We start from the raw sequence: 14,276 nt of genomic DNA on the forward strand, positions 1-14,276 counted from the left end.
TTGATCGTCTACTCGACAACGGCCTCTGGCTTCTTCACCGTGATGGTCAGGGTTTCGCCTTCGCCCGGGTAGTCGGCCTGGATCACATCGCCTTCTTTGAGTTCACCCTTCAGGATTTCCTCGGCAACGGGATCTTCGAGGTAACGCTGAATGGCGCGGCTCAGCGGACGGGCACCGTATTGTGGGTCATACCCTTTCTCCGACAGGAAGTCTTTCGCTTTTTCGGTCAGCTCTACGGTATAACCCAGGTTGGTTACCCGGCCCAGCAGTTTGCCCAGCATCAGATCGATGATCTTGTGAATGTCTTCGCGCTGGAGCGAATTAAACACGATCACATCGTCCAGACGGTTCAGGAACTCCGGCGAGAACGCTTTGCGAAGGGCGCTCTGAATAGTGCTCTTCATCAGCTCGTCCTGGCTTTCGCTCGAACGCTTGGTAGCAAACCCGATACCGGCTCCGAAATCTTTCAGGTCACGCACCCCAATGTTCGAGGTCATGATGATGATCGTGTTCCGGAAATCGACCCGGCGACCCAGACCGTCGGTCAGGATACCATCGTCCAGCACCTGCAGCAGGATATTGAACACATCCGGGTGGGCTTTCTCGATCTCGTCAAGCAGCACAACACTGTACGGCTTCCGGCGAATCTTCTCGGTCAGCTGACCGCCTTCTTCGTAGCCTACATAGCCCGGAGGGGCGCCGACCAGCCGGCTTACGCTGAACTTCTCCATGTACTCCGACATGTCAATCCGCACCAGCGCATCGTCTTTGTCGAAGAGATAAGTAGCCAGTACTTTCGCCAGTTCGGTTTTACCAACCCCGGTCGGGCCGAGGAAGATGAACGAACCGATTGGTTTCTTCGGATCTTTCAGACCGACACGCGTCCGCTGAATGGCTTTCACCAGTTTGTCAATGGCCGACTGCTGACCGATCACCCGACCTTTCAGCTCTTCGCCCATGTTCACCAGTTTCTTGCCTTCGTCGTTCGACACGCTCGTGACCGGAATACCCGTCATCATGGCGACTACCTCGGCAACGTTTTCTTCGTTAACCGTGTACCGGCGCTTCTTGGTATCTTCTTCCCAGGCCTGCTTGGCACGATCGAGCTGATCAATAAGTCGCTTTTCCTTGTCGCGGAGCTGAGCAGCTTCTTCGTACTTCTGGCTTTTAACGACCTGGTTCTTTTCTTTTTTGATGTTCTCGATTTGCTCTTCCAGTTTCAGAATATCTTCCGGAACTGTAATGTTCGAGATGTGAACCCGAGCGCCTACTTCGTCGAGGACGTCGATCGCTTTATCGGGCAGAAACCGGTCCGAGATATACCGCTCCGACAGCTTCACGGCAGCCTCGATGGCTTCCTTGGTGTAGTTGACGTGGTGGTGATCTTCGTACTTGTCCTTGATGTTGTTGAGAATCTCGATGGTTTCATCGATGGAGGTAGCATCGACCATTACCATCTGGAAACGACGGGCTAGCGCACCATCTTTCTCAATGTACTGGCGGTATTCGTCGAGCGTCGTAGCACCGATGCATTGGATATCGCCCCGGGCCAGCGCTGGCTTGAACATGTTCGACGCGTCGAGCGAACCCGATGCACCACCGGCGCCAACGATTGTGTGCAGCTCATCGATGAACAGAATCACCTCGGGCGACTTTTCAAGCTCGTTCATAACGGCTTTCATCCGTTCTTCAAACTGGCCGCGGTATTTGGTACCCGCTACCAGCGATGCCAGATCGAGCGTTACTACACGCTTGCCGAACAGGACCCGCGATACCTTCTTCTGCACGATACGCAGGGCCAGTCCTTCGGCAATGGCTGTTTTACCAACGCCTGGTTCACCAATCAGAATCGGGTTGTTTTTCTTACGGCGGCTCAGAATCTGAGCAACACGCTCGATTTCTTTTTCACGACCAACAATTGGATCAAGTTTGCCGACTTCAGCGAGTTTGGTCAGGTCACGGCCAAAGTTGTCAAGAACCGGCGTCCGCGATTTTTCGGAGCCTTTGTCTTTACCCTGGCCAGTACCGCTGCCACCACCGCCGAACATCCCCCGATCATTGTCATCATCATCGGTTTCGGGGCCCATCACCGGACGGCTTCCCGAAGATTGATATTCCAGCATCTCCTTAATGACTTCGTAATTGACATTAAACTTATTGAGAATCTGCGTAGCGACGTTATCCTCGTCGCGCAGAATCGACAGCAGCAGGTGCTCGGTACCGATGAGCGGGCTCTTGAAGATTTTGGCTTCCAGATACGTGATTTTCAGCGTCTTCTCCGACTGACGGGTCAGCGGAATGTTAGCCAGATTTTTCACATTATTGGTAGCCGTTCCCTTGGTTGCCTGCTCGATAGTAACCCGGAGTTCATCGAGTGATACGCCGAATTTCTTCAGCAACCCGATCGCCACACCTTCACCTTCACGAATCATACCCAGCAGCAGATGCTCCGTGCCGATGTAGTCGTGGCCTAGGCGCAAGGCTTCTTCTCGGCTCAGCGAGATAACTTCCTTGACGCGGTTTGAGAATTTTGCTTCCATTCGATTTAGGGGGTCTCCTTAGGTAAGCGTAATATAGGCTTAACGAAGAGTTTTAAGGATTTGTTCGCCTGCCGACGGTAAAGAGCGGATCGAGTCAGGGTAAGAAAATCAGCGTGGAGAACGACAGAATAAACGACTGTCTATGGTTTCGTTCTTTACCGGTTCAAGTACTCGCTCGCAGCTGGTCCCTGGCAAAACAACAGGTCTATAATGCTAAGGTTTGGTACAAAATCAACGCCAAAATTCTGCGTATAGGGTGCTGGTGAGTAAAATACATACGATTCAGCCCCCCCACGCGGATTTACCCTGGACCGGGCGTCAATTAGGCCGGATTCGGGTATTTTTTCATAGCAATCTGTCAGGTTTATGACGGGCTTAGCCCCCAGTAGTTTCAGACAAATTGTCAGCAGTTCAACGTTCAGGTCAAAGAGGAAGGTCCAGTCCCTTCGGTATACCGACACCAGCTCAGGCCAATAGTACTCGAAAAAAGGAGCCTTTCCATAGGCGGCCTGCAGGCATCGTTGATGATGAGCGGACCAGGCCTGATCATTATCAATCCGCAGCTCCCGAATCGGCTGGTGACGGGTCCCCTGTCGAACCGGTACCGTCAGCACATCAACCTTATTCGCCGTCAGGACGTAGCAACGATTTCTGTAACTTTGCTTCTGGTAATGCTCATGAGCCTCTAAACACACCCGACCAACCTGCAGCAAACCCGCCATATAATCCAGACAGGGCAAATAGTGCAACTCAATGAGCAATTCGTCGGTAAGCAGCTTAGACTGGTACTTTTCCAATAGTGTGACCTGTAACTGTTCACAAGTAAAGCAAAAAATCAATATCACCTATTGGTTTTAGCATTTTTTAATTTTTCGGATAAAACGTCGGTTCCGCCCGCTGTTTGTCACTCCTTTGCCAAATGTTCTTTTTTCGTTTGCTGTCGCGTTTGCCCCTCCAGTTCCTGTATGGCCTGGCTACTATATTGTATTTTTTATTGCTGCACGTAATACGGTACCGACGTCGGGTGGTGATCGAAAACCTGCGTCTTTCTTTCCCCGAAAAGTCACCACAGGCGATCCGGCTCATTGCCAGAGGCTTCTACCGTAATTTAACGGACCTCATCGTGGAGACCATTAAGATGCCCGACCTCACGGCCGACGAGCTGCGCCGGCGTGTTCGGTTCACGAACCCCGAACTGGTTCAGGATCGGCTCAAAGCCGGGCAAACGGTTATCGGCATGGCCTCACACCAGAGCAACTGGGAGTGGATACCGTCGGCCTCTGTGCTGAATGACATGCCGGTCGATAGTGTCTATAAACCCCTTACCAACCCATTTTTTGAGGAGCTGATGCGCGAAGTCCGGTCCAGCTTCGGGGCCGTACCCACACCTATGAACCTGCTGCCCCGCCAGATGGTGGCCCGCAAAAACGTACCCCGGATCATTGCGCTGGTAGCCGATCAGGTTCCGGACGTGCCGGAGCAGGCTTACTGGACCGACTTCCTGCATCGCGATACCCCCTTTTATCCGGGCACCGAACGACTGGCCCGCAGCCGCAATCTGCCGGTTTTCTACACGGAACTGGTTCGGGTGGGGCGCGGTCGGTATGAGGTAACGTTTACGCTGATTGGCGATCCACCCTATACAGATCTGCCGGCGGGCGCGATTCTGGAACGCTACCGCGATCAGCTCGAAGACACGATCCGCCGGCATCCGTCCGATTGGCTCTGGTCACACAAACGTTGGAAACACTGGCGTGGGAAATACGCCAAAGTAGGTGCAAAACTGGAATGAACGCATTCCCCCTCTTACCTTTACCCGCATGATTACCTTTTATCCCGGTCCATCTAAAGTTTATCCGCAGGTAGCCGACTACGCAGCCGAAGCGATTCGGACGGGCCTGACAAGCCTGAACCACCGTAGCCCGGGGTTTATGGAGATTGTACGCGAGACGATACACCTCCTGCACCAGAAACTGGATATCCCAGCCGACTACCACATGGCGTTCGTGTCGTCGGCTACGGAGTGTTGGGAAATTGTCGCCCAATCGCTGACAGCCGCCGGCAGTACCCATCCATATACCGGTGCGTTCGGCAAAAAATGGATGGAGTACGCCCACCGGATCACCCCCGCCACGTCAGCCCCCGCCGATACCCTTTGCCTGGTGCAGAACGAAACATCGACCGGTGCGCAGATTCCGATGGATGACCTGGCAGACTACCGGCAAACGTTCGAGGGATTGATAGCGGTCGACGCGGTGTCGTCAATGGCCGGCATCCGGCTCGACTGGCAACGGGCCGACGTCTGGTTTGCTTCCGTTCAGAAATGCTTTGGCCTGCCGGCGGGACTGGCGGTGCTGGTCTATTCGCCCGCTGCTCTGAAGCGAGCCCAGGCCATTGGCGAACGTAATCATTACAACAGCCTGCTGTTCATTCACGAAAACTTCTCGGCCTACCAGACGCCCTACACCCCCAATGGTTTGGGCATTTATTGTCTGATGCGAGTTCTGCAGCAGGTGGCTCCTATTGCCGAAATAGACGCCCGTACCAGGCGCCGGGCCGCCGACTGGTACGGTTTTTTCGACCAGGGTTTACCAGGCGCACCGGGCGCGTTCCGGCCTCTGATCAACGATACCGCCAAACGGTCTGACACAGTGATTGCCATTGAGGGTTCCGAGACGAATATCAAAGCGCTGAAGCTGGCGGCTCAACAGGCGGGCATCACCCTCGGCAACGGCTATGGAAACTGGAAAAACACTACATTCCGTATCGCCAACTTCCCCGCCATTACCGACGATGAGGTCGATCAGCTCAGGCGGTTTTTACACACCTATCGGACCGGCCAGTAAGTCTGTCTCTTTATCATTTACTATGTTCAACATCAAGGAAATTATTTCGGTAACGCTCATCTTGTTCTCAGTCATCGACGTGGTTGGCTCGTTGCCGGTCTTGATTGATTTGCGCAAGAAAGTCGGCAAGATCGAGTCCGAGCAGGCCACGGTCATTTCGGGCGTGCTGATGGTGTCGTTTCTGTTCGTCGGCGAGCGAATTCTAAACCTGTTCGGGGTCGACGTTGCTTCGTTTGCTATTGCGGGCGCGCTGATTATTTTCCTGATTGGGCTCGAGATGATACTGGGCCGAACCATTTTCAAGTCTGAAGTCAGTTCCGGCGGAGCCACGCATATCGTACCGATTGCCTTTCCGCTCATTGCCGGGGCCGGAACCCTGACGACCATTATCTCCCTGCGGGCCGAATACCAGACGGCTAATATCATTGTCGGCATCGTTATCAACCTGATTCTGATCTACGCCGTCCTGAAGTCGTCAGAATGGCTCGAAACCCGGCTGGGTCCGGGCGGGCTCGATGTGCTGCGAAAGATCTTCGGCATTATCCTGCTGGCCATCTCGATCAAGCTGTTCAAGACCAATCTGATTGCCGGTTTTTAGTTCGTCTCATGCACCTTTTCTACCAGCCCGAACCACTCGCCCAACTCACCGAAGACGACTCTCGCCATGCGGTTAAAACGCTGCGGCTGAGCGCTGGCGACAGCATAGCCGTTACCGACGGACACGGAAACCGTCATCTGGCCGTTATTACCTCGGCCGATGCGCGCCGGTGTGCCTTTCGGGTAACCGATACGCAAACCACGCCCCCACGCCCGTTTTCGGTCCGGATTTGTATAGCACCCACCAAAAATCTGGATCGAATCGAATGGTTTGTCGAGAAAGCAGTCGAAATTGGGATCGAACGCATCAGCTTTTTTATCGGCCAGCATTCAGAACGGCGCGTGCTGAAACTGGAGCGAATCGAGAAAATCGGCATAGCCGCCATGAAGCAATCGTTGCAGTCTTATCTGCCCCGGTTCGATGAAGCGACTTCGTTTACTGATTTGCTTAAAACCGTAGCCGAAGAACAGCGATTTATTGCCCACCTGCCAGCCAACGCGTCGCCCGCCAATCTGGCCAGTGCCGTTGATCCGGGCGGGCATTATGCGGTACTGATCGGACCGGAGGGCGACTTTTCTGCTTCCGAAATCCAACAGGCACAGGCGGCCGGGTGGACGCTGGCAACCCTCGGACCCAACCGGCTGCGAACTGAAACCGCAGCGTTGACGGCCTGTCAGTTGCTTAATTTCGTTAACTATTAACAGCCGGGGAAAACCCAGATCGACGTCTAAACTACGATGAAAAAAATCATGTTTACCGGCCTGTTGCTGGTCGCCTGCTGTCAGCTGGTATCGGCGCAGTATGCCTACAAAATCGCCAAGCTGAAATACAATGGCGGAGGAGACTGGTACGCCAACAAGACGGCGCTGCCCAACCTGATCAAATTTGCGAACGCCAACCTGCGGATGAATATCTTCCCCGAAGAAGACATTGTGGAACCAGGCAGCCCCGACATTTTCAGTTATCCGTTCGTTCACATGACCGGGCATGGCAACGTAACCTTCAGCGCGACCGACGTTCAGAATCTGCGCCGGTACCTCATGTCGGGTGGGTTCCTGCACGTCGACGATAACTACGGTATGGATAAGTTTATCCGGCGGGAGATGAAGAAAGTCTTTCCCGAGCTGAATTTTGTCGAACTACCCTTCAATCATCCTGTTTACCAGCAGCGGTTCAAATTTGCCGGCGGCCTGCCCAAAGTACACGAACACGACGGCAAAGCCCCGCAGGGCTTCGGCCTGATTTACCAGGGTCGGCTGGTCTGCTTTTACAGCTACGAATGTGACCTGGGTAACGGCTGGGAAGATCAGAGCATCTACAACGATCCGGAACCGGTCAGGCAGCAGGCCTTGCGCATGGGCGCCAATCTGTTGCAGTATGCGACCACCACAAATTAATTCCGGTATTATTTAGGGAACGCAAGCCAAACCGGCTTGTTTTTCGTTAGTTTTGTAGAAGTATTTATAGTTCTGCTTAAGTTGTTCACCCTTTAATCACTCTCCATTGTGATTGTACTGGCCGCATTCATCGGACATTGGTATCTGTCCCTGTTCTGCCAAACTTTTTTCCTGCACCGTTACTCGGCCCACAAAATGTTCTCGATGAGCAAATTCTGGGAGCGGTTCTTTTACGCCCTGACCTACATCTCGCAGGGGTCTTCATACCTGAGTCCACGAGCTTATGCCGTGTTGCACCGGATGCACCACGCCTTCAGCGACACCCCCCGCGATCCGCACTCGCCCCACCATACGCAGAACATCTTTACGATGATGTGGCAAACCAAAAACATTTACAATGCCGTTCTGCACCGGACGCAGCCCATCGAACGCCAGTTCGACAGAAACTACCCCGAGTGGAGCTTCATTGAGAAAGTAGGCGACTCCTGGGTCTCACGCGCCGGCTGGGGAGTTCTTTACAGCCTGTTCTACATTTTTGCGTTCCTCTATCTGGATATGCACTGGGCGTTTTTCTTTCTGCTGCCCGTCCATTTTGTAATGGGTCCCGTTCACGGCGCCATCATCAACTGGAGCGGCCACAAATACGGATACGCCAACTTTGACAATCAGGATAAGTCGAAAAACTCGCTGATTCTGGATGTCGTCATGATGGGCGAACTGTTTCAGAACAACCACCACAAGCGGCCAAATGCGGCTAACTTCGGTGCCAAGTGGTTCGAATTTGATCCTACCTTCCCGATCATCGGTGTGCTGCACAAACTACACATCGTCCGGTTAAGACCGGCCGCCGAAGCGAAGAAAGCCCAACAGGAAGTCGGCCACGATCGCCTGGTTGAGCGGGAACGCGAGATAGAAGCTTAGAAAAACCATATCAACAAAAAAGTCCCGGCAGTGAGTCGGGACTTTTTTGTTGATATCAAGGCTGGTCTACAGGAGCATGTCAGCGATATCCTGCCAGGATTTCATCCGCCGAAACTGGGTATCTTCGCGGTTATGGAGCGCATCGAACAGCAGGCCTTCGCCCTGGAACGTGCGCAGATTGCGGGGCAGATCATCGATCAGGTAGTCTGTATTGAGTACGCTCTTGTCGCCCATGAAGATGTAGTTGCGCCAGGAGATAGCCGGGAAGTGGGTTTGCAGCCAGTCCCATTTTTCACGCAGTGAGTTAGGGAACTCCTGCGCAGCCGAGGCTATGAACACATCGTACTTCGTCATCAGATCCGCAATAACGTCCTGCGCGCCTTCCATGACCGGAATATCGCTAAAGAAGCCGGGCTCGTAGACCCGCTGCGACAGGGCACGGTATTCATCTTCGTCGAACAGCTCATGAAACGACTTTTCCTTTAACTCTTCGAGCGTATAGCGGGGCATCTCCCCGGCCAGATAAAGCTGAATAAACTTACTATGGGTATCGGCCATGACATCGTCCATGTCGATGGCTATTCGTTGTTTCATATCGATCGGTTTACATCAAACTGTTCCAGATAATCGGCCACGCGCCGGACAAACTGCCCGCCCAGCGACCCGTCTACAACGCGGTGGTCGTAGGAGTGCGAGAGGAACATGAGTTGCCGGATGCCGATGAAGTCGCCCTGGGGTGTTTCGACCACGGCGGGTTTCTTCACGATAGCGCCGAAGGCCATGATGGCCACCTGCGGCTGGAGAATAATCGGGGTTCCCATCAGGTTGCCGAACGTACCGATGTTTGAGATGGTGTAGGTTCCACCGGCCAGATCATCGGCAGTCAGTTTGTTTTCGCGGGCGCGTTTGGTCAGGTCATTGACCCGTTTGGTAAGCCCGACCAGGTTATACTGATCGGCATCGTGAATAACGGGCACAATCAGGTTTCCGGAGGGCAACGCCACCGCCATACCGACGTTGATCGATTTCTTGACCAGAATCGAATCGCCATCGACCGACACGTTGATCATCGGGAAATCCTTGATGGCTTTTACAATTGCTTCGACCAGGATGGGCGTATAGGTCAGGTTTTCGCCGGTCTGCTGCTTAAACTGGTCCTTGATACGGGTACGCCAGGCCACCACATCGGTCAGGTCGGCTTCAACAAAGGAGCTAACGTGTGGCGAAATCTGCTTCGATTCCACCATGCGTTGCGCAATCATTTTTCGCATCCGGTCCATCTGAACGATGTCGGCCTGCCCGTTGATCGAAGCACTGGCTTTCCCGTTGACGACGGGGGTGGCAGACGGGGCGGTGGCAGGCCGAGAAGGCGTGGCCGGAGCAGATGCGGCAACCGGAGCCGGTTTCGACGGAGCTATCTGGCCCTCGGCCCGATCGATCACGTAAGCCAGGATGTCTTTTTTGGTAACCCGATTGTCGGCGCCCGAGCCCGGAATCCGATCCAGTTCGTCGCGGCTGATGTTTTCTTCTTTGGCAATGTTCAGCACCAGGGGTGAATAAAAACGATCAGCAAACACGGTTTCGTAGGCGGGCGCTGTCGGCATATCGGCCAGACTCGTAGCCGATGTAGCTACGGCCTTTGCCGGGGCCGATCGACTGCTCATCGCCTGAATGCTGGTTTCCAGTTCACGGGCAGATTCGGAAACCTCTTCGGGCTGGGCCAATCCAGGCTGGGCCACATCGCCAATACCGACGGGCAGATTGTCCGGTTCGGTGGCTTCGGCGTTTTCAGGGGTCCCGGACGAGGGCGTGGCGCTCCCGCTAACCGCTTCGTCGACTTCCAGGCGGGCAATGGGTGCTCCTACTGCCACCACATCGCCATCCTTGACGAGGATCTCTTTCAGGATACCGTTTTGCGGAGCGGGCACTTCGGTATCCACTTTATCGGTGGCTACTTCCAGTACCGATTCGTCTGCCTCTACCCGATCGCCGGGCTGCTTGAGCCAGCCGATGACCGTGCATTCCATTATACTTTCGCCCATTTTGGGCATGACCATGTCGATGAGTGCCATACAAATAATGATAAACCATGAATGATGAGCGCCGGTAGCTACTCATCATTCACTACTGGTTAAGTAATTCTTCCCGCAGCAAATTTAGCAGATAGGTTGTGGTTAGTTGAATATTCTGATCGCGGTATTGCCCCAGTTTGAGCAGGCGGGTCGTGATGCGCTGCCCGGTGGCGACCGCAATCCAGACCGTGCCGACGGGTTTGTCGGGGGTACCTCCGTCGGGGCCGGCTATACCGCTGGTGGCTATGCCTACGTTTGCCTGCAACGCCTGTCGAACGCCCTCCGCCATTTGCCGGATGGTTTCTTCACTGACCGCACCGACCTGTTGCAGGGTTTCCGGTTTTACGCCCAGCTGGTTTATTTTCACCTCATTGCTGTAGCTTACGATACTGCCCAGGAAATAGGCTGAAGACCCCGGCACACTGGTAATGCGCGAAGCTACGTAGCCACCGGTACAACTCTCGGCCGTGGCCAGTGTGAGCTGCCTCTCGGTTAGTATTCGGCCAACCACGCTTTCGAGGGTTTCGTCGTCATAGCCGTACACGTGCTGTTGTATCTGGGGCAACACCAACGCTACCTGTTCGTCGAGTTCCCGGCCCAGCGTATCATTGTCGACGCCGGTTGCCGTCAGCCGGAGCCGGACCCCGCCGAAGCTCGGCAAATAGGCCAGTCGGATATGCGGGGGCAACGAGTCTTCCCAGCTGGCAATCCGTTCGGCCAGGAACGACTCACCGATACCAGCCGTCAGGATCATCTTATGCCTGATAATTGGCGTCTGAAAATGGCTAAGCAGCCGAGGCAACACCCGGTTCGTCATCAGGTGCTTCATCTCGAACGGAACGCCCGGCAGGGAGACGTACACCCGGCCTTCGTGCTCGAACCACATGCCCGGGGCGGTACCCCAGTCGTTCTGAAGATAAACCGCGTTGGCGGGCAGATCGGCCTGCCCCCGGTTCAGATCGGTCATTTCGCGGCCCCGCTTCTCAAAGAAGCCCGTGACCAGTGCCAGGGCCTCGGGGTTCCGGACCAGGTTTACGCCAAAATAATCGCAGAGGGTTTTCTTGGTAATATCGTCTTTGGTGGGTCCCAGACCGCCGGTAATCAGAATAACATCGGCGCGCTGGTGGGCTTCGTGCAGCACCTCGAGAATGGCCTTGGCCTGATCGCCAACCGACGACTTCCGTACGATCCGGATGCCGATGTTCGTCAGCTCGGTGCCTATCCACTGGGTATTGGTATCGGTGATTTGTCCGAACAGAATTTCGTCGCCGATCGTAACCACTTCGGCACGGATGGTGTTGGTCATAGAGTAATGAATAAATACGTAATGAATAATGGGGTTCGTGATGACAGGTCAGGGCGCTGAAGCAGCCAGCCTGAAAAATTTCATCACCGTCCACTTTACATTATTCATTCTTGATGGTCAAAAGTACATAAAAACGATCCATTGCATGAACAAGATGATCTGGCTGGGGGTTTGCCTGGCCCCCTTATTTATCCAGCCTGCGTCGGCCCAGGATACAACTGGTCAGCAGTCGCAGCCACAGAAGCCACGCAAAACTATATTTGGACAGGTACTCGATCAGGTGCTGACGCCCGGCACATCGGGAGGGAGCCTGACCAACAGCGATATCGCCACGGGTCTGCGCGAGGCCCTGCGGGTCGGCATCAGCAAAGGTGCTGATCAGGCCTCGGCTACCGACGGCTATTTCAGGAATCCCCTCCTCCGGATCGCGTTCCCGCCCGAAGCGCAGAAAGTGGCAGCCCGGCTGCGGCAGTTGGGTTTCAATAAGCAGGTCGACCAGTTTGAGCTGTCATTGAACCGGGCGGCAGAAGACGGAGCCAAAGTAGCCAAACCCATTTTCTTGAAGGCCATCACCTCCATGAGCATCGGCGATGCCGTTACTATTCTGCGGGGCCAGAACGATGCCGCTACCCAGTATCTGCGCCGAACATCTGGCCAGCAGCTGGTGACCGAGTTCACGCCTATTATCGACAGTACGCTGAAGAAAAATCAGGCAACCCGCTACTACAGCGATCTGGTAACGACCTACAACAAGCTTCCGTTTGTGCAGAAAGTAAACCCGAATCTGACCCAGTATGCCACCAATAAAGCCGTTGACGGACTATTCATCCTGGTAGCTCAGGAAGAGAAGCGAATCCGCGAAAATCCGGCTGCCCGGGTGTCGGAGATTTTAAAACGAGTGTTTGGGAGTCGGTAGGGCTGCGTAACTTTGCGCCCATGAAAAAGTCTGATATTCATTTCTCAGTTGAGTTAGATGGGCAGAACGTTCCCGAAAAGATTTTCTGGGACGCTACCGACAATCCAAATGAAGGCCTGAGCGACACCCGGGCCATTGCCATTGCGCTTTGGGATCATTACCATAACAGCACCCTCAAAATCGACCTGTGGACCAAGGACATGGAGGTAGTCGACATGAAGCGGTTCCTGATCGAAATCATGAGCGGCATTGCCGACACAGCCATCAGTGCCACGGGCGATAAGAAAATGGCAACTGACATCGAGAATACCTGCCGGGTTCTGAGCAAACGACTCGAAGAAGAAATCAAAGAACAACAGAAGCAGCAGTAGAAGGTACCGATCCGGATAATCTGGTCGTTAATTTGCTAGAAACTGTCTGTAACAGACATGATTTCGTTCTTCATGAAAAAGATTTTAGTCGTTCTTCTGGCGGCTCAGGCCCTGCTGGTTTCTGTCGCTACGGCTCAAAAAGCAGGAATTCAGTTCCGGACCTCACCGATTGCTGCTGTCTTTCAGGAAGCCCGCCGTACGGGCAAGCCGGTGTTCGTCGAGATTTTTTCGCCGACCTGCCATGTCTGCGAAAGTTTCATACCGACGCTGGCCGACGCCCGGGTGGGTAAGTTCTATAACGGCAAGTTCATCAGTACCAAGCTGGACATCGGTCTGCCTTCAACGCGGGCCTTCCTGGATAGCCGCCGACTGTTTGTGCCATCGCTGCCGCTATTCCTGTATTTCGATCCGCAGCAGAACCTGATGCACTTCGCGCTCAGCAATAACTCGACCGACGAGGTAATCCGGCATGGTACCAACGCCCTGAATCCGCAGGTACGCAGCCAGACCATGAAGTCGAGGTATCAGCAGGGCGAACAGTCGCCTAATTTCCTGATCGACTACGCCATGCTTGGCCGGGTAACCAAAGATACGGTGGCCAACATAGCCGCTATGAACGACTACGCCCGCCAGCAATCGCCGTCCACCTTTGCGAACCAGACGAACTGGCTGGCGCTGCAGAAGCTGGTCCTCGACCATGAGAATCCGATGTTTCAGTACATGCTGAGTCACCTCGACCAGTACCGGAAGGCCTACGGCGCTGAACCAACCCGACAGGTAGCCGAAAACATCCTGATGTCGTCGCTGTATAGCGGACGCGGAGCCCAGTTCCCAATCGGCAAAATTCTGGATGTTCGCCAGGGGCTGGTCAAGATAGGTATCGACCCGAAGGTGGCTGCTAACCGCACCCTGCTGCCCGAAGTCAACGCCTATTTCCGGGCTAAGCAGACGGCAAAAGCCGTAGATCGCATGGACGACCAGGTAAGCGCCAATCAGCTGTCGGTACCCGAGTATCTGTACATCTCGCGTCTTTTCAACCGGTCGAGCCCCGACGCTACCGATGCGCCAACGGTTGTTAAGTGGATCAACAAAGCGCTGGCGCTGAAGCCCAGCGCCAAAGAGCAGGCCGACTTGTATACCGAACTGGCCACCGCCTACCGCCGAAGCGGCAAAACCGACGACGCCCAGAAAGCGGCTCAGAAAGCCAGAGGACTCGGCGTATCCCGCTAGTAGACAGTCTGACACACCCCTGACAAAAGCCCTCTGCTACCCGATAGCGGAGGGCTTTTTGCATTTATCAATTTTTTCT

General features: G+C 54.3%; 14 protein-coding genes. 9 read left to right on the forward strand and 5 right to left on the reverse strand.

The features are described from left to right. Positions 1–8: 8 nt before the first annotated feature. Positions 9–2,540, reverse strand: a complete 2,532-nt coding sequence (locus B1C80_RS22185; protein ID WP_077923409.1) for an ATP-dependent Clp protease ATP-binding subunit — start codon at positions 2,538–2,540, stop codon at positions 9–11. A gap of 155 nt (positions 2,541–2,695) precedes the next feature. Beyond that, positions 2,696–3,337 carry a WbqC family protein gene (locus B1C80_RS22190; RefSeq protein WP_077923459.1) on the reverse strand — a complete coding sequence of 214 codons (642 nt, stop codon included), beginning with the start codon at positions 3,335–3,337 and terminating at the stop codon, positions 2,696–2,698. Between the two features lie 122 nt (positions 3,338–3,459). On the opposite strand from B1C80_RS22190, the gene B1C80_RS22195 reads away from it, so the two are divergent. The 6 genes from B1C80_RS22195 (at position 3,460) to B1C80_RS22220 (ending at position 8,302) form a co-directional block, all read left to right on the forward strand. Then, positions 3,460–4,332, forward strand: coding sequence for a lysophospholipid acyltransferase family protein (locus B1C80_RS22195; RefSeq protein ID WP_077923410.1), 873 nt, complete (start codon positions 3,460–3,462; stop codon positions 4,330–4,332). 28 nt (positions 4,333–4,360) lie between these two features. Continuing rightward, complete coding sequence (locus B1C80_RS22200; RefSeq protein WP_077923411.1) at positions 4,361–5,386, forward strand: aminotransferase class V-fold PLP-dependent enzyme; 1,026 nt, start codon at positions 4,361–4,363, stop codon at positions 5,384–5,386. 22 nt (positions 5,387–5,408) lie between these two features. After that, positions 5,409–5,984, forward strand: a complete 576-nt coding sequence (locus B1C80_RS22205; protein ID WP_077923412.1) for a MarC family protein — start codon at positions 5,409–5,411, stop codon at positions 5,982–5,984. 8 nt (positions 5,985–5,992) lie between these two features. Beyond that, positions 5,993–6,685 (forward strand): 16S rRNA (uracil(1498)-N(3))-methyltransferase, encoded by a 693-nt coding sequence (locus B1C80_RS22210; protein ID WP_077923413.1) that lies wholly within the window; start codon positions 5,993–5,995, stop codon positions 6,683–6,685. Positions 6,686–6,721: 36 nt separating this feature from the next. Next, positions 6,722–7,381, forward strand: coding sequence for a DUF4159 domain-containing protein (locus B1C80_RS22215; RefSeq protein WP_077923414.1), 660 nt, complete (start codon positions 6,722–6,724; stop codon positions 7,379–7,381). A gap of 108 nt (positions 7,382–7,489) precedes the next feature. Further along, positions 7,490–8,302: an acyl-CoA desaturase gene (locus tag B1C80_RS22220; protein ID WP_077923415.1), complete on the forward strand. Its 813-nt coding sequence runs from the start codon at positions 7,490–7,492 to the stop codon at positions 8,300–8,302. A 66-nt stretch (positions 8,303–8,368) separates the two neighbouring features. Here B1C80_RS22220 and B1C80_RS22225 read toward each other — a convergent pair whose 3' ends face one another. Genes B1C80_RS22225 through B1C80_RS22235 form a run of 3 tightly spaced genes read right to left on the reverse strand, consistent with a single transcriptional unit; the run spans position 8,369 to position 11,680 of the window. Beyond that, a complete protein-coding gene (locus B1C80_RS22225) occupies positions 8,369–8,896 on the reverse strand; it encodes a 5'(3')-deoxyribonucleotidase (protein WP_077923416.1) in 528 nt (175 codons plus the stop codon). Then, complete coding sequence (locus tag B1C80_RS22230; protein WP_077923417.1) at positions 8,893–10,374, reverse strand: dihydrolipoamide acetyltransferase family protein; 1,482 nt, start codon at positions 10,372–10,374, stop codon at positions 8,893–8,895. The genes B1C80_RS22225 and B1C80_RS22230 overlap by 4 nt, the downstream gene beginning before the upstream one ends. Before the next feature lie 52 nt (positions 10,375–10,426). Then, positions 10,427–11,680, reverse strand: a complete 1,254-nt coding sequence (locus B1C80_RS22235) for a competence/damage-inducible protein A (RefSeq protein ID WP_077923418.1) — start codon at positions 11,678–11,680, stop codon at positions 10,427–10,429. A gap of 145 nt (positions 11,681–11,825) precedes the next feature. On the opposite strand from B1C80_RS22235, the gene B1C80_RS22240 reads away from it, so the two are divergent. The 3 genes from B1C80_RS22240 (at position 11,826) to B1C80_RS22250 (ending at position 14,197) form a co-directional block, all read left to right on the forward strand. After that, on the forward strand, positions 11,826–12,596 hold the full coding sequence (locus B1C80_RS22240) for a DUF4197 domain-containing protein (protein WP_077923460.1): 771 nt from the start codon (positions 11,826–11,828) through the stop codon (positions 12,594–12,596). 20 nt (positions 12,597–12,616) lie between these two features. Further along, complete coding sequence (gldC, locus tag B1C80_RS22245) at positions 12,617–12,967, forward strand: gliding motility protein GldC (RefSeq protein ID WP_077923419.1); 351 nt, start codon at positions 12,617–12,619, stop codon at positions 12,965–12,967. A 72-nt stretch (positions 12,968–13,039) separates the two neighbouring features. Then, the gene (locus B1C80_RS22250; protein WP_077923461.1) at positions 13,040–14,197 is read left to right on the forward strand and encodes a thioredoxin family protein; all 1,158 of its coding nucleotides are present in this window, start codon (positions 13,040–13,042) and stop codon (positions 14,195–14,197) included. The last annotated feature ends 79 nt before the right edge of the window (positions 14,198–14,276 follow it).

Origin of the sequence: Spirosoma sp. 209 (assembly GCF_002006735.1) — a bacterium.
Taxonomy (GTDB): domain Bacteria; phylum Bacteroidota; class Bacteroidia; order Cytophagales; family Spirosomataceae; genus Spirosoma; species Spirosoma sordidisoli.